Raw genomic sequence first — 14,832 nt, 5'->3', positions numbered from 1 at the left:
CGGCTTAGTCCTGCTTGCGGGCGCGGCTCGGCTGGACGCGCGGCGGCTCGCCGGGCATCTTGGGGTAATCGGGCGGGAACGGCATTTCGCCGAGGCCGGAGGCCGTGTCCCGCTCCCACCACTCCAGCAGCGTGTCGATGCTGCCTTGCTTGTCCCCGAACCCGGCCCACGGGTCCCCGACGGTCTTGAGCCGGTCCGGGACGGTGAGGACGGTGAAGTTCTTCGGATCAACCGTTTCCAGTTCGTCCCACGTGATGGGGCAGGACACCGGGGCGTGCGGCAGGGCGCGGGGGCTGTAGGCGCCGGCGATGGTCCGGTCCCTGTTCGCCTGGTTGAAGTCGAGGAAGATCCGCTCACCGCGTTCCTCCTTCCACCAGGCCGTGGTCACCTTGTCCGGCATCCGCCGTTCCACCTCCCGGGCGGCCGCAATGACGGCGTGCCGGACGTCCAGGAACTCGCGGACGGGTTTGATGGGTGCGTAGACGTGGAGGCCGCGGTTGCCGGAGGTCTTGATGAAGGATTCCAGTCCAGCCTCGGCCAGGACATCCCGCAGGACCTTGGCAGCAGGAATGGCGTCGTCGAAGTCAGTGCCCGGTTGCGGGTCCAGGTCGATGCGCAACTGGTCCGGACTGTCCGTGTTCTCCGCCCGCGACGGCCAGGGATGGAACACCACGGTGTTCATCTGGACCGCCCAGACGGCGGCGGCCGGTTCGTCGAGCACCAGCTGCGGGTGGGAACGCGCACTGGGGTACACCACCTTGACCGAGCGGACAAAGTCCGGCGTGCCGCGGGGCGGGTTCTTCGAGAAGAACATCTCGCCGTCGATGTTGTCCGGGTACCGCTGCAGGGATACCGGCCGGTCGCCGTTGGCCGCGATGAACGCCTCACCGACGTCGCAGATATAGCGTGCAAGGTCGAGCTTGGTCAGGCCGAGCGCCGGCCACAGGACCCGGCTGGGGCTTGATATGCGCATCGCGCGCTCGCCGTTGGGGCCCGGGACGGTGATGGTGGTCTGTTCGCTCGCCATGGGGCCAACGTACACCCCGCCGGCAGCGGCGGGGCACATTTGCGCTGCAGGGTCCGGCATGATGGAGCCATGCCTGACACCGACCAGCAATTGTCCATCCCGGTTGGCGACACCGTGGTGTCCGCCGCCTACGCCCGGCCCGGCGATCCTGGAGCGCAGGTACCCACGGTGGTGGTGGCCCACGGCGCCGGCGCCGGGATGGAGCACCCCTTCCTCCGCGGATTCACTGATGCGTTGAATGCTCTGGGGGCTGCCACGCTGCGGTTCAATTTTCCCTACCGCGACGCCGGGCGGAAGTTTCCGGACCGGCCGCCGCTGGCCATCGCAACGTGGCGGGCGGTGATGGAGGCCGCCGCCGGACACGCGGCAGACAACGGCGACACTGGTCCCCTGGTGGCCTGCGGCAAGTCTTTCGGCGGCCGGATGGCGTCCATGGCAGTCGCTGAGGGGATGCCCGCCGCCGGGCTGGTTTACCTCGGCTACCCGCTGCATCCGCCGGGAAAGCCGGAGAAGCTGCGGGACGAACACCTGTACGGCATGACCACCCCCATGCTCTTCCTGCAGGGCAGCCGGGACACCTTTGCCACCGCCCACCTCCTGGAGGATGTGGTGGCCAGGATCGGCCCGACGGCGGCGCTCCAGTGGGTGGACGGCGGTGATCACTCGTTTGCGGTGGCCGGCACCAAACGGCCGGCAGATGAGGTGGGCGCCTCCCTGGCGGCGCCCGTGGCGGAGTTCGTCCGGTCCCTGCGCTGACCGGGCAGGATTACCGGGACCCGGCGTGGCCGGCGTCCTCGTGCCACCACCCTTCCCATGCTTCCGAGGTCAGCCTGCCCGCGGGAAAGGCGCCGGCGGCGCTGTCCGGGGACGAGCCGGAGCCGCTGCGGCGGCCGTCGAGCAGGAGGGTGAGGCTGTCCAGGAGAAACATCATGGTGGATCCTTCGTGTCGGCGGGAGCGGACCACCGTGTCCGCGTGGGAACCAGCGTAGGCAAGGGATGTTTCAACACGTCGACGCCGCGTTTCGCGGGCGTATCGGAGTTCTCACTCCGCTGTACCGGGCCATGGCCGAACCCGCCCGGTGTCAGTTCCTGCGGTTGGTCCGGGCCGTTGCAGGGGCCGTCCAGGGATCCTCGGGCCACGGGTGCCGGGGGTACCGTCCCCGCATCTCGGCCCGCACCTGGGCGTACGGGCCGGACCAGAACGAGGTGAGGTCGTCCGTGACCGCCAGCGGCCGCCGCGCCGGGGACAGCAGATGGAACAGGACCGGGACCCGGCCGCCGGCAAGCCGCGGCGATTCGGCCAGGCCGAAGCACTCCTGAAGCTTCACCGCCGCCACCGGCCGGGTGGTTTCCTCCCCCGGCACCGGATAGGCGATCCGCACCCGGGAGCCGCTGGGGACGTCAATCCATTCCGGCGCCAGCTCATCGAACCGTGCCGCCTCGGGCCACGGCAGGAGATTCCGCAGCGCCCCCGCAAGGTCCAGGCTGCCGACGGCGGCGCCGCCGGCAAGAGCCTTCAGTTCCGCACCCAGCCACTCATCGAGGCGCCGCAGGAGCCCCTCGTCGGAAACGTCCGGCCACGGTTCGCCCAGCTCCCGCCGCAGCAGGTCGAGACGGCCGCGCAGGCCGCGTGCCGCCGTCGACCATTCCAGCAGGCCCAGGCCGTCCCGGCGGAGAGCCTCGGCAACCGCTGCCTGCCCGGCCTCGGGGGTGGGCCGGACCGGCGTGTCCGCGAGGATGATCGCCCCCAGCCGCCGGACCTTCCGCGCGGTGACCCGCCCCTGGCCGAAGCCGGCTTCGACGGATTCCGCCAGCAGGTGGGCGGCGGCCGCTTCGGCGCGGTCCGGGGTCAGCGGCGCGGCCGACCGGATGACCGCGCCCGTCCCGGCGGCGTCGCGGCCGCCGGCCCGGGACACCTCCGCAACAGCCAGCCATTCGTGACCGCCCAGGGAGCTGCCCGCGGGCAGACCTGCCCTGGTGCCGGACGCCAGGAGGTACCGGGCGGGTCCATCGCCGGGCACCAGCCGAGCAACCCGGTCCGGGTAGGCGAGGGCGACGACGGCGCCCGCCACGCCGCCGTCAACCTCCGCGGCGGGGTCGGGGCCGGCCGGCGCGTTCCGGCGTCCGGACCGGCGGCTTGCCTCGCTGCCGCTGTCCTTGCCGTGCCGCCGGGCAAGGGCCTCCAGCCGGACGGCCTCATCCTGCCAGCGGCGGCCGGCGGGGCCAGCGTCACGGCGCAGTTGCGAGAGCAGCCGCGGCAGGTCGGCGTCGGGCGCGCGCTGGTCACCGGCGAGGGCCGCGACCACCCCGGCGGCCTCGTGGACGCCCACCGCCGCGGCGCCGTCGAGCAGCGCCCTGGCCAGCCGCGGATCCGCGGGGATTTCGGCCAAGGTCCGGCCCGCGGCGGTGGCGTGGCCGTCGTCGGTGACGGCACCGAGTTCGCGCAGCACCTCGATGGCTTCGTCGAGGGCCTGCGGCGGCGGTGCGTCGGGCAGTGGCAGGCCGCGCCCGCCAGGAGCTCCCCAGCACGCCAGGGTCAGGGCTGCGGCTGCCAGGTCCGCCACCCGGATCTCGGGGGTGGCGTGCGCCGAAGCGGCGCCGTAAGCCTGCTGGCTGTAGCACCGGACCACGGTTCCCGGGCCCTGCCGGGCGGCGCGGCCTGCGCGCTGCTCGGCGGACGCCCGTGAACAGGAGACTGTCACCAGGCCTGACATGCCGCGTGCTGCGTCCCGCCGGGGCTCCCTGGCCAGTCCGGAGTCGATGACCAGCCGGACACCAGGCACCGTCAGCGACGATTCGGCAAGGTCAGTGGACACGATGATCCGCGGCCTGCCCCCGGCCGGGCGGCCGGAGACCGCCCGGTCCTGTTCCGCCGGGCCCACCTGGCCGTGCAGTTCCAGGACATCGGTGGTGGTCCCCGCCCGCTTCCGCAAGGCCTCCGCCACCCTGGCAACCTCCCTGGCTCCGGGCAGGAAGACCAGGGCGTCGGTACCCGGATCTGCGGCGGCGGCACGCTGGTGCGCCGCTGCGGCCACCTCCGCGACATGGTCCAGGAATGAAGGGGTGACGCCGCGTTCATCCAGGCGCGCCGCGGCGGCAGGCATCCACTCCACCTCGAGGGGGTGGAGCACCGAGGGGCAGTCGACGACGGGAGCCGGCCCGCCGCCGTCGGGATCTCCCAGCAGTCCGGCGAACCGGCCGGCCTCCACGGTGGCGGACATGGCCACCAGGCGGAGGTCGCCGCGGAGCTGGCGCACCTCGGCGAGCATTCCCACCAGCAGATCGGTTTCCAGGCCCCGTTCATGGACCTCGTCCAGCACTACGCCGGCCACCCCTGACAGTCCGGGATCGGCCAGCAGGCGGCGCAGCAGGATGCCGGGAGTGACGAACTCCACCAGGGTCCGCGGTCCCGCGCGGTGCTCGCCGCGTACCGTAAAGCCCACACGTCCGCCAACTGAACTGTTGTCCAGGGCGGCCAGGCGCCGGGCCGCCGCCCGTGCCGCCACGCGGCGCGGCTGGGTGACGATGATACGGCCGGAGCCGTCCGCCAGGTTGGCCAGGAGCGGCGGCACAAGCGTGGTCTTTCCGGTACCGGGCGGCGCCTGGACCACTGCCGCAGCGCCCGGGCCTCCGGCCGCCAGTGTTTCCCGGAGGGCGGGCAGCGAAGCCGTGAAGGCCAGGCCATGGCCGGCCGCCTCCAGGTTGAAGGGCCCGCGGGCGGTTTGCGTGTCCGGGCTTGGGGGGAAACTCACCCGTCCATTCTGCCGTGGTTGGACCTTGGGGCGTGCTGTGTCCGTCCCGGGCGACCGCTGAAGGTGGCCGCTGAGGGCGGCCGCCGCAGGTGGCGCGGCCGTGCTGGGCCGCGTGCCCGGATCAGGGCCTGTTGTGCCCCTTGGCCTTCCCGGGCGGTGCCTTGGCGGGACCGGGTACACCGGGTTGCCCGGCGCCGGAGGCGGGCGCAGGGTCAGGAGCTGCCGGTGGCACCGGCTGTACGGCAGGCACGTCCGCTGCCGGCGCGGGAGCCGGTGCCTGCGCCGCGGGAGTGTCCGTCGTTGCGGCCACGGGCGCGGTCCCGGCCGCAGTGCCCGCTGCGGCGGCCTGGGATTCGAGCCGGTCCGTGATGTCTGCTCGGACGGCCGCGAGGGCAGACTCGATTCCCCGGGCCTTCGGTGCGGAGATCCTGCCGTCACGCGCGGCGCCGTCAAGGTCGTCCTGGAGGGCCTGCAGTGCCGCCAGGGCGCCGTCGAGCCTGTTTTCGGCGGCTGCCTGGCTGATGCTCAGCACGCGGATCTGCAGCCCGCGCAGGGTGGATGTTTCGGCGTCGGAGCGCGGACCGGTGGCGGAAACAGCGAAAATCACTGCAACAGTGACGGCCAGCAGGGCCGCCACACCGGCTGCCAGGCGCCGGGCCACGGGTGCCCCGGCCCGCTGCGCACGCGGTGCGGGACGTGCCGCGGGTGTTGGGGCGTGACCGGGCACGGGCCAAGGCGCCGGCGGCGCTGCGGCAATGGCCGCCGCGGTTCCTGCCGGCAAGGCCTGCGGCAGCTCAGGCGGCATGCCGGCCCCGCAGGCGGGCCATGGACGCCGCCGGCCTCACGGGCAGGACGGCCACGGTGGCCACTGCCGGTCCGGCTGCCGCGGGCTGCGGTGTTGCGGCAGCCTCCCCGTCGGGAAGCCCTGGGGCGGGAGCGGGGACGGTGGAGCGCACCCGGAGCCGGCCAACCACCAGGCGGGCAAAGTGCCGGAGCAGCAAGGCCGCCAGCTGGCCGATGCCCACGCCCAGGAGCACGTGGCCCGCGAGATACTGCCCGCCTTGCGCTGCACCGCCGTCGGGAGCTGCGGCAGCGAAGGCTGCGCCCCCGGCGGCCAGCATCAGCGCCCAGGCGACACCAAAGACTGTGCCCATGACTCCTGCTTCCCTCGTCCGGTTAATCAGCAAGCTTAGTAGTAATGCTCAGCAAGCTTACTACCAGCAGTTCCGGATGCAAGGCGGAGGCGTGCCGGCGGTGCTGACTTTCCCGGCGCGGGGCGGCTTCCGGGCGGCCTTAGGAGGAGGCTGTCAGCCGGCGGCTTCGAGCAGGCGCGCCGGCGCCAGTCCGGCGTACCGGCCCTTGAAGAACAGCAGCGGATCAGCACTGTCCCGGGCGCTGAGGTGCCGCACGGTTGCCACCACGATGGTGTGGTCGCCGCCGTCGTGTTCGGCATGCAGCTCGCAGTCGATCCAGGCCAGGGCATCGTCAAGGATGGGATTGCCCAGCGGCGAGGCGGTATGGCTGACGCCGGCGAACTTGTCCGTTCCGGAGCGGGCGAACTGCCCGGCCAGGTGCTGGTGTTCAGCGGGAAGGATGTTCACGGTGAACGTACCGGCGTCCCTGAGGACGGGCCAGGTACTCGACGTGCGCGCCGGGCTGAAAGTCACCAGGGCAGGTTCCAACGACAACGACGCGAATGACTGGCAGGTGAATCCTGCCGGCCCCTGCGGCGTTGAGCCGGTAATAACCGTCAACCCACTGGCAAAGGTTCCAAAAATATCCCGAAGCCGGCGGGGATTCAGATCTGATGTGGCAGTCATGTGTAGGCCTCTCGTTGGAATCGTTACCTCACCAAACCATCCGTAAATTGTTTTGGACAACCACCGCCGCAATGCGCTGACGCAGGCCGAAATGCAGCTTCATCCCGGGACCAACAGCGTCACATCGCGCCAACATGACGCACTGAATGACCTTTTCTTACTGCTTATTGATCCGCATTTCCCGCAATTTCGAATTGTTGATTCCGGCGTCATCCCGGTTTCCGGCACTAGCCGCCGGACCGCTAATTTCCCATAAAGCCCCTTCGAAAAATGACGCACGTGAAACTCCTGGCGACCTTTCCCGTCGCATTATTTCGTTCCGCCACTGTCCGAAAGAGATCCCGGCATGACATCAGCAGAACCCGAAGCCCGGCAGCGCGGCGTCCACCCGCAACAGGCGGTGGAGTCGTTTCTCCGCGAACTTTCTTCCCGCCACCCCGGTATTGCAGTGCTGGCGGCCGGACCCGAAACCCGCCCCTACCGTTACGATGCCGCGACGGCAAAGTCCGCCCTGCACGACGACGCCGGCCAAGGTCCCGCCGTCGTCTTCCCCGAAACTGCCGGGCAGGTGCAGGACGTGGTGCGCCTCGCCGCCGGGCTCGGCATCACTGTGGTGCCCCGCGGCGCCGGGACAGGCCTCTCCGGCGGCGCCGCTGCCCGGCCCGGCCAGGTGGTGGTGTCCACCGGCAGGCTGGCTCGGGTCATCGAGATCTCACCGCTCGATGAAGTGGCCGTGGTGGAACCGGGCATCATCAATGCGGAATTGAATGCGCAGCTGGCCCCGTACGGGTTGTTCTACGCCCCCGATCCGGCAAGTTTCGACATCTCCACGATCGGCGGCAACATCGCCACCAACGCCGGGGGGCTGCGCTGCGCCAAGTACGGTGTGACCCGCGAGTCGGTGCTGGCGCTCGACGTCGTCCTGGCGGACGGCAGCCTGGTCAGCGTGGGCCACCGCTCCATCAAGGGTGTCACCGGGCTTGACCTGACCTCCCTGTTCGTTGGCTCGGAAGGGGTCCTCGGGATTGTGGTCAGCGCCACCGTCAGGCTCCGGCCCCTCCCGGTGGCCCGCAGGACCGTCACGGCGTTCTTCGACAGCACAGCCGCCGGCGCCCACGGCCTCGCCGCCATCACCGGCTCGCCGGTCCGTCCGGTGGCCATAGAATTCTTCGACACCCCCAGCCTGGACAGCATCGACAGCCACTCGGGCACCAGCCTGCGTGGCCGCGGCGCCGCCCTGGTCCTGGTTGAACTGGACGGGTACGGCATCGACGAACAGTCGGCGGACCTCGCCACCGCACTCACCGCCGCCGGGGCCCGGGTCACGGTGGAAACGGATGACGACGGAGCCCGGCTCTGGGAACTGCGGCGCAGCGGCCGCGGCCTTCCCCGGCACAAGTGGTACATCGGCGAAGACATCGCTGTTCCCAAGTCACGGCTTGCCGAGGTCTATGCGGCGTTTCCGGTGCTGGAAGCACGTTTTGGAGTGGACATTTCCGCCGTCTCGCATGCCGGTGACGGCAACCTCCACCCGCTCATCACCCTCGACAGGCTGCCCGGCGACGATCCCGCCCAGCCGCCGGCGGCCCTGCAGGAGGCCGCCACAGAACTGGTGCGTGTGGCCTTGTCGCTGGGCGGCACGGTCAGCGGAGAACACGGCATCGGCAGCCTCAAGCAGGACTGGGCTGCGCTGGAACTGTCCCCGCGGATCCGCCAGGCCCAGCACGCCATCAAAGCTGCACTGGACCCGCATTCACTGCTGAACCCCGGCAAAGCCATCTAGCCACGCACGGCTGCCCACACTTCCACCCAGGAGACCCTCCCATGAACACCACCGAATTCCGCCGCCGCGTCTTCCTCGCCGGCATCACCGCCATAACCGGCTCCGCCGTCCTCACCGCCTGCGGCGGTCCCGCCGCCAGCACGTCGTCCGACGCCGGCACGCCCGTTGACGGCGGCAACATCACCTTCCTGATCCAGGGCTACGACACCGGCTGGGTTTCCAGCAAGACCTCCATCTCCAGCTACGAAGGCAACCTCTGGGGCCAGATCACTGACAAGCTGGTCTACGTCGACGACAAGGGCCAGCTCAGCCCCTGGGTCGCCGAAAGCTGGGAGGAACTCAACGGGGCCAAGGACTTCGTCCTGCACCTCAAGGACGGCGTGACCTTCTCCGACGGCACGCCCCTGGACGCGGCCGCCGTCGTGGCCAACCTCAATGCCTGGGCCAAGGGCGCCCCGGACCGCGGCATCAGCAAGGTGGGCCTGTTCCCCTCCAGCAACTTCGTCAGCGCCGAAGCCGCTGACGCCAAGACGGTCAAGGTGTCCTTCTCTTCCCCCGCCCTGGGCTTCATCGCCACCCTCGCCTACCACGGCTGCATCCTGCTGTCTCCCAAGACGCTGGCCCTGCCGCTGGATGCACAGGCGGACCTTGCGCAGGAGATCGGCAGCGGCCCGTTCGTCCTCAAGTCCTGGAAGCAGGGCGATTCCTACGTGCTCGAAAAGCGCAAGGACTACAACTGGGGACCGGCAGCGCTGAGCCACACCGGACCTGCCCGCCTGGACACCATCACCTACAAGGTCATCAAGGACACCTCCGTGCGGACGTCCACGGTGGCGTCCGGCCAGGCCGAGGTTGCCTTCAACGTGGAACCCCAGGAAATTGAGTCCCTCAAGGCCCAAGGCTTCACCGTGGGAACACCCAAGTACCTCGGCTTCGTGGACGGCTTCCAGGTCAACACCCAGGCCTTCCCCACCAATGATCCCAGCGTCCGGCAGGCCATCCAGCACGGGATCGACCGGGAGGAGATCCGCGCCACCGTCTACACCGCGGACTGGGACGCCGCCACCACGTTCATCCAGGGCAATGTCCCGGAAGCCGGCGACTACAGCAGCGCCTTCGCCTTTGACGCCGACAAGCCCAGGAAGCTCCTGGACGACGCCGGCTGGAAGCCGGGGCCGGACGGCTTCCGGGTCAAGGACGGCAAGGTCCTCGAATTCCCGCTGACCCCCAACCCCTACGTCCCCTCCACCAAGGCGGAGGACGAGCTGATTGCCCAGCAGCTGGAGCGCATCGGCATCAAGGTCAACCTCAAGGTGGTGGACGTCGCCGGCTACTCCGCAATCCAGGCGAGCCGGCCGCCGCTGTTCCAGACTTCCCGCAGCTTCGTCGACGTCGGCACCGTTGCCGGTGTCCTGACCAGCCAGAACAACGGTGAAAACTGGTTCAACCTGGGCACCGGCGACCAGAAGCTCAACGACCTGTCCACGGCCATCGCGAGCGCCTCGGACCGGGCCTCCCGCGAAAAGATCGCCGGCGAACTGCAGCAGTACGTCCTGGAGCAGGGCTATTTCATCCCCCTGAACCAGCTGGTGCAGCGGCTGTACCTCATCTCCCCCACGGTCAAGGGGGTCCAGTACAACGGCCTGGCCTACGCCAACTTCTACACCGCCTGGCTGGCCAAGTGAGCAGCGGTTACGGCCGCTTCGCCCTGGCCAGGGCCGGTCAGGCGGCGGTGGTGGTCCTCCTCGCCTACGTGCTGACGTTCCTGGTCATCAGTGTGCTGCCCGGGGACGCCATCACCAACTCGCTGCGCGACCCGCAGTCCGGGCTGAGCGAAGCCGACATCCAGCGGATCGTGTCCTATTACGGGCTGGACCAGCCCGTGCTGGTACAGCTGGCCCTGTCGCTGGGCAGGTTCCTGACCGGCGAGCTGGGCTTCTCCCTGCAGTCCAACCTCGCCGTGTCGCAGATTGTCGGCGATGCCCTGCCCTCAACGCTCACACTGGCCTCGACGGCACTCTTCATTGCAGTGGCCTTCGCCGTCGCCATCGCCTACGGCGCACACTACGCCCCGCCCCGGTGGGCAGGCATCCTCCGCTGCATCCCGTCCTTCTTCCTGTCGGTGCCCAACTTCGTGATCGGCCTGGTCCTGATCGAGCTCTTCGCTTTCCGGCTGCACTCATTCACCACCACGGACCCCAACAGCGCCACCGCCACTCTCTTTGCCGCCGTGACCCTGGCCATCCCGGTCTCCGCACCACTCGCGGAAGTGCTGATCGCCGGCCTGGACCACGAATCGCGCCAGGAGTATGCCCTCGTGGCCCGGTCGCGGGGCCTCACCGGGGCACAGCTCTTCGCCCGGCACCTGGTGAAGCCGTCAGCGCTGCCGTCTGTGGCCATGATCGCCCTGATTGTGGGCGAACTCCTGGGCGGCTCCGTCATCACCGAGACCATCTTCGGCCGCGACGGCATCGGCACCGTGGTCCAGAAGGCCGTCACAGGCGAGGACCAGCCGGTCCTGCAGGCCGTCGTGTCGCTGTCCGCCGTCGTCTTCGTGGCCGTGAACCTCGCCGCGGACCTCCTCACCCCGTTGCTTGACCCGCGGGTCAACGTCAGAGAGGCAGCAAACGCATGAGCGCGGACCTGAACTTCGCCCGGCTCCGCAGCGACGGAGCGGCGTCCATCCGCACCCGGGCAGCCATTCCGCCCACGGTGCTGATGTCCCTCCTCGTGGTCCTGGTGGTGGTGCTCTGGTCCCTGTTCCCCTCCGTGTTTACGGGCTACAGCCCCGTCAACGGGGACACCGGCAGCAAGCTCGACTCCCCCAGCCTGCAGCACTGGTTCGGGACCGACTACCTGGGCCGGGACCAGTACGCCCGCGTGGTGTACGGCACGGCGTCCTCGGTGACCAGCGCACTGGTGGCCGTGGCGATCGGGCTCGTGGCGGGCAGCGCCATCGGCCTGGCCAGCGGCTTCCGCGGCGGGTGGCTGGACGCCACCCTGGGCCGGTTCGTGGATGTGCTCCTGGCCATCCCCGGCTTCCTGCTGGCCGTGGTGATCGTCAGCTCACTGGGGTTCCAGACCATCAATGCCGCCATCGCCACCGGAGTCTCGGCCGTGGCCGTCTTCGCCCGGCTCATGCGCGCCGAGGTCATCCGGGTCCGCCGCTCCACGTTTGTCGAGGCCTCCTACCTGGAGGGCGGCAACCGGCTGCAGGCGCTGCTGACCCACGTCCTGCCCAACGCCTACCGCCCGGTGCTGGTCCTGGCGGTGCTGCAGTTCGGCACCTCCATCCTGGTGATCGCCTCGCTGGCGTTCCTCGGATATGGGGATCCGCCCCCGTCCTCGGACTGGGGCCTGCTGGTCGCATCCGGCAAGACCTATGTCACGGCCCCCTGGCTGGTCTACGCCCCGGCCCTGGTCATCGTGGCCACGGTCCTGTCCATCAACCGGATCAGCCGCTGGTTGAGGAACCCATCATGAGTACCCCGGACAATCGAAGGAAGGAAACACCAGTGCCGGAAAGCCACGTTCCCCCGCTGCTGGCCGTCGACGGCCTGCACGTCTCCTATGGCCGTAAGGAGGTGGTGCGCGATGTCGGCTTCAGGCTGGACCGGGGCGGCAGCCTTGCCCTGATCGGCGAATCCGGGTCCGGGAAATCAACCATCGCCAAAGCCGTCCTAAGGCTGCTGCAGCCGTCGGAGGCGTCGGTTACCGGCAGCGTCCGGTTGGACGGGAAGGAAGTGCTGGCCGTGCCGGAGCGGCAGTTCCGTCCCCTGCGAGGCCGGCAGCTCGGGTTCATTCCGCAGGATCCGGGCTCGGCACTGAACCCGGTCCGGACCATCGGCGCCCAGGCACACGAGGCTGCGGCGTTGACCGGCGAACGGGATCCCGGGGCGCGCCGCCGGATGATCCTGGAGGCGCTGGAACAGGTGGGCCTGCCGGATCCCGTCCGGGTCTTTGATTCCTACCCCCACCAGCTGTCCGGCGGCATGCTGCAGCGGGTGCTCATCGCCCTGACCGTCCTGCCCCGGCCATCCCTGATCGTCGCGGACGAGCCGACCTCCGCGCTGGACGTCACGGTCCAGAAACTCATCCTGGACCTCCTCGGCGACCTGCGGAAGGAACTGGACATCGGCCTTCTCCTCATCACGCACGACCTCGCCATCGCTGCGGAACGCACCGAAACGCTGGTGGTGCTCAAGGACGGGGCTGTCCAGGAGCAGGGCCCCTCGGCGCAGGTCTTCGCCGCGCCCCGCACGGATTACGCCCGGGAGCTTCAGGCCGATGTACCGGCCCTGAATCCGGGCCGGTACCGCAGCCAGCGCCTCGACGTGGCGCTGAAGGAACCGCGGGACGTGCCACAGGAGTTTCCGCAGGAGAGCGCGACGGCAGACCGGCCGGTGCAGGTCAGCGTCACCGGTATCACCAAGCGTTTCCAGACCCGCGGCAAGGAGGTGCGTGCCGTCGACGGTGTCTCCTTCGCCGTCGAACGGGGCCGGACCCATGCCCTGGTGGGCGAGTCAGGTTCCGGCAAGACCACGGCGGTCCGGCTGCTGCTCGGACTGGAGCAACCGGACAGCGGCACCATCGCCGTGGGCGGCCAGTCCACGGCAGGCCTGTCGCGGGCAGGGATCCGTGATGTCCGCCGGCACCTGCAGTTGGTGTACCAGAACCCGTTCATTTCGCTTGACCCCACGTGGCGGGTGGGCAGGATCGTCCGGGAGCCCCTGGACCGGTTCGGCGTGGGCACCACAGCGGACCGCGCGGACCAGGTGCGGGACGCACTGCAGTCCGTCGGCCTGCCGGCGGACGTGGTGGACCGCCGCCCCGGCCAGCTCTCCGGCGGCCAGAGGCAGCGCGTGGCCATCGCCCGGGCACTCGTGGTCCGTCCCGACGTCGTGGTGCTGGACGAACCCACCTCGGCCCTGGACGTCACCGTGCAGGCCGGCATCCTGGAGCTGCTGGCCCGGCTGCAGCGCGAGCTCGGCCTGGCTTACGTGTTTGTCTCCCATGACCTGGCCCTGGTGCGGCAGGTGGCCGACACCGTCTCGGTCCTGCGCAGCGGACAGGTGGTGGAGCAGGGCACCGTGGACCAGGTCTTCGACCAGCCCCGGCATCCGTATACGCGGGCGCTGCTGGACGCCATCCCCGGCACCACCGGCCTCCAGTCCCCGACCGGCACGGCACCCGACATCCAAGAAACCCCGAAACTGGCAGAGGCTTCCCTATGACATTGACACCCACAACAACCATCACCCGGACTCCCGCACGCAAGCCCGCCCTGATCGCCGGCTTCACGGCGCCCCAAGGGTTTGGCGATGCCACCCTGCGGGACAAGCGGGAGGATGCCATCGAACTGCTGGGCGGCGTCCCTGACCCAGGCGTCCTGCCGGCCGAAGAACTGGCAGCCGCCACGGCGCGGGTGCTGTCCAGGCCCGGACTGCCGTCCCTCCAGTACTCACGCACCGAAGGCATTTCACCGTTGCGGGAATGGATCGCCGCCCGCGAAGGCGTCCCCGTGGAGCGGATCATCATCACGAACGGCGGCTTCCACGGCCTGTCCCTCGGCATCCAGTCAGTAGTGGAACGCGGTGACCTGGTGGCCGTGGACAATCCGATCTTCCCGCTGTTCCTGCGCGGGCTGCAGCTCTCCGGGGCGCAGACACTGCCGGTGACCGTTGGAGCCCGCGGCATCGACGTGGACGAGCTGGAGGACAAGCTGCGCGGAGGGGCCCGGCCTACGGCCCTGTACACGGTGCCGGACTTCCACAACCCGTCCCAGGGCACCCTCCCGGCCGTGGCCCGCACCCGGCTGGTGGGGCTGGCCAAGGAGTACGGCTTCGTAGTCCTGGCGGACAACCCCTACCGCGAGCTGTGGTACGAGGGCGGTCCAGAAAGCGTTGACGCCTTCAACGTCTCGGACCATGTCATCCACATCAACACCTTCACCAAGACCCTGGGTCCGGGCCTCCGGCTGGGCTGGCTGGTGGCACCGGAGCGCCTGCTCCCGGACCTCGTGGCGCTCCGCAGCCGCCAGGACTCGCACAGTTCCACACTGGTTCAGGCAGTGGTGGGCGAGGCCCTGACGGCGGACCCCGGCCTCTTCGACGCCACCCTGGGCCGTGCGCGTGAGCTGTACCGGACCCGGGCCGCAGCGCTCATCGCGGCGCTGGACCGGGAGGCTCCGGGAGCGTTTGACAGTGTGCTGCCCGGCGGCGGACTTTTCCTGTGGCCACGGCTCCGCGATGCCGGAGTCGACCCTGACCTGCTGGCGGCTGCAGCCAGCGCCGAAGGAGTGGAATACCAGCGCGGCTCCTTCTTCGCCTCCGGGCCGGGCACGGACTCGGACCGGCACCTGCGCTTTGCGTTCGGCGACGTCTCCGTGCCCCGCCTCGAGGAGGCTGCGGCCCGGCTGGGACGGGCCCTGAAGAGCCTCTGAGCCGGCCG

13 protein-coding genes are annotated in these 14,832 nt (G+C 69.9%); 7 read left to right on the top strand and 6 right to left on the bottom strand.

All coding sequences use genetic code 11. From position 1 onward, the window contains the following. Nucleotides 1-4 precede the first annotated feature (4 nt). Nucleotides 5-1,027: a non-homologous end-joining DNA ligase gene (ligD, locus tag AS031_RS06040; RefSeq protein WP_058267607.1), complete on the bottom strand. Its 1,023-nt coding sequence runs from the start codon at nucleotides 1,025-1,027 to the stop codon at nucleotides 5-7. Nucleotides 1,028-1,096: 69 nt separating this feature from the next. On the opposite strand from ligD, the gene AS031_RS06035 reads away from it, so the two are divergent. Continuing rightward, complete coding sequence (locus AS031_RS06035; protein ID WP_058267224.1) at nucleotides 1,097-1,783, top strand: alpha/beta hydrolase family protein; 687 nt, start codon at nucleotides 1,097-1,099, stop codon at nucleotides 1,781-1,783. A gap of 10 nt (nucleotides 1,784-1,793) precedes the next feature. Here the strand turns inward: AS031_RS06035 and AS031_RS19930 are convergent, their stop codons facing one another. The 5 genes from AS031_RS19930 to AS031_RS06015 all read right to left on the bottom strand — a co-directional run bounded on the left by AS031_RS19930 (nucleotide 1,794) and on the right by AS031_RS06015 (nucleotide 6,599). After that, nucleotides 1,794-1,958, bottom strand: a complete 165-nt coding sequence (locus AS031_RS19930; protein ID WP_158505822.1) for a hypothetical protein — start codon at nucleotides 1,956-1,958, stop codon at nucleotides 1,794-1,796. Between the two features lie 151 nt (nucleotides 1,959-2,109). After that, entirely contained in the window at nucleotides 2,110-4,779 is a 2,670-nt protein-coding gene (hrpB, locus tag AS031_RS06030) for an ATP-dependent helicase HrpB (RefSeq protein WP_058267223.1), read from the bottom strand. Nucleotides 4,780-4,900: 121 nt separating this feature from the next. Next, on the bottom strand, nucleotides 4,901-5,584 hold the full coding sequence (locus AS031_RS06025; RefSeq protein WP_141688766.1) for a hypothetical protein: 684 nt from the start codon (nucleotides 5,582-5,584) through the stop codon (nucleotides 4,901-4,903). Beyond that, the gene (locus AS031_RS06020) at nucleotides 5,574-5,933 is read right to left on the bottom strand and encodes a hypothetical protein (RefSeq protein WP_058267221.1); all 360 of its coding nucleotides are present in this window, start codon (nucleotides 5,931-5,933) and stop codon (nucleotides 5,574-5,576) included. The genes AS031_RS06025 and AS031_RS06020 overlap by 11 nt, the downstream gene beginning before the upstream one ends. 153 nt (nucleotides 5,934-6,086) lie before the next feature. Further along, the gene (locus tag AS031_RS06015) at nucleotides 6,087-6,599 is read right to left on the bottom strand and encodes a flavin reductase family protein (RefSeq protein WP_058267220.1); all 513 of its coding nucleotides are present in this window, start codon (nucleotides 6,597-6,599) and stop codon (nucleotides 6,087-6,089) included. Between the two features lie 346 nt (nucleotides 6,600-6,945). Here AS031_RS06015 and AS031_RS06010 point away from each other — a divergent pair, with 346 nt between their 5' ends. The 6 genes from AS031_RS06010 to AS031_RS05985 are packed head-to-tail and all read left to right on the top strand — an operon-like array spanning nucleotide 6,946 to nucleotide 14,824. Continuing rightward, entirely contained in the window at nucleotides 6,946-8,382 is a 1,437-nt protein-coding gene (locus tag AS031_RS06010) for an FAD-binding oxidoreductase (protein WP_058267219.1), read from the top strand. 41 nt (nucleotides 8,383-8,423) lie between these two features. Then, nucleotides 8,424-10,067 (top strand): ABC transporter substrate-binding protein, encoded by a 1,644-nt coding sequence (locus tag AS031_RS06005; protein WP_058267218.1) that lies wholly within the window; start codon nucleotides 8,424-8,426, stop codon nucleotides 10,065-10,067. Further along, the gene (locus AS031_RS06000; RefSeq protein WP_058267217.1) at nucleotides 10,064-11,017 is read left to right on the top strand and encodes an ABC transporter permease; all 954 of its coding nucleotides are present in this window, start codon (nucleotides 10,064-10,066) and stop codon (nucleotides 11,015-11,017) included. The genes AS031_RS06005 and AS031_RS06000 overlap by 4 nt, the downstream gene beginning before the upstream one ends. Further along, nucleotides 11,014-11,865: an ABC transporter permease gene (locus AS031_RS05995; RefSeq protein WP_058267216.1), complete on the top strand. Its 852-nt coding sequence runs from the start codon at nucleotides 11,014-11,016 to the stop codon at nucleotides 11,863-11,865. The genes AS031_RS06000 and AS031_RS05995 overlap by 4 nt, the downstream gene beginning before the upstream one ends. Then, on the top strand, nucleotides 11,862-13,616 hold the full coding sequence (locus tag AS031_RS05990; protein WP_058267215.1) for a dipeptide ABC transporter ATP-binding protein: 1,755 nt from the start codon (nucleotides 11,862-11,864) through the stop codon (nucleotides 13,614-13,616). The genes AS031_RS05995 and AS031_RS05990 overlap by 4 nt, the downstream gene beginning before the upstream one ends. After that, nucleotides 13,613-14,824, top strand: coding sequence for an aminotransferase-like domain-containing protein (locus AS031_RS05985; RefSeq protein WP_058267214.1), 1,212 nt, complete (start codon nucleotides 13,613-13,615; stop codon nucleotides 14,822-14,824). Before AS031_RS05990 ends, AS031_RS05985 begins: the two co-directional genes overlap by 4 nt. The last annotated feature ends 8 nt before the right edge of the window (nucleotides 14,825-14,832 follow it).

Source organism: Pseudarthrobacter enclensis (assembly GCF_001457025.1).
Taxonomy (GTDB): Bacteria; Actinomycetota; Actinomycetes; order Actinomycetales; family Micrococcaceae; genus Arthrobacter; species Arthrobacter enclensis.
Note: the sequence above shows the minus strand (reverse complement) of the source record. Positions and strands in the feature narration are given on the sequence as shown.

Bases quoted from the DNA above. Each gene is read 5' to 3' on its own strand.
- ligD (WP_058267607.1), bottom strand. From the start codon at position 1,027: ATGGCGAGCGAACAGACCACCATCACCGTCCCGGGCCCCAACGGCGAG.
- AS031_RS06035 (WP_058267224.1), top strand. From the start codon at position 1,097: ATGCCTGACACCGACCAGCAATTGTCCATCCCGGTTGGCGACACCGTG.
- AS031_RS19930 (WP_158505822.1), bottom strand. From the start codon at position 1,958: ATGATGTTTCTCCTGGACAGCCTCACCCTCCTGCTCGACGGCCGCCGC.
- AS031_RS06025 (WP_141688766.1), bottom strand. From the start codon at position 5,584: ATGCCGCCTGAGCTGCCGCAGGCCTTGCCGGCAGGAACCGCGGCGGCC.
- AS031_RS06020 (WP_058267221.1), bottom strand. From the start codon at position 5,933: ATGGGCACAGTCTTTGGTGTCGCCTGGGCGCTGATGCTGGCCGCCGGG.
- AS031_RS06015 (WP_058267220.1), bottom strand. From the start codon at position 6,599: ATGACTGCCACATCAGATCTGAATCCCCGCCGGCTTCGGGATATTTTT.
- AS031_RS06010 (WP_058267219.1), top strand. From the start codon at position 6,946: ATGACATCAGCAGAACCCGAAGCCCGGCAGCGCGGCGTCCACCCGCAA.
- AS031_RS06005 (WP_058267218.1), top strand. From the start codon at position 8,424: ATGAACACCACCGAATTCCGCCGCCGCGTCTTCCTCGCCGGCATCACC.
- AS031_RS05995 (WP_058267216.1), top strand. From the start codon at position 11,014: ATGAGCGCGGACCTGAACTTCGCCCGGCTCCGCAGCGACGGAGCGGCG.
- AS031_RS05990 (WP_058267215.1), top strand. From the start codon at position 11,862: ATGAGTACCCCGGACAATCGAAGGAAGGAAACACCAGTGCCGGAAAGC.
- AS031_RS05985 (WP_058267214.1), top strand. From the start codon at position 13,613: ATGACATTGACACCCACAACAACCATCACCCGGACTCCCGCACGCAAG.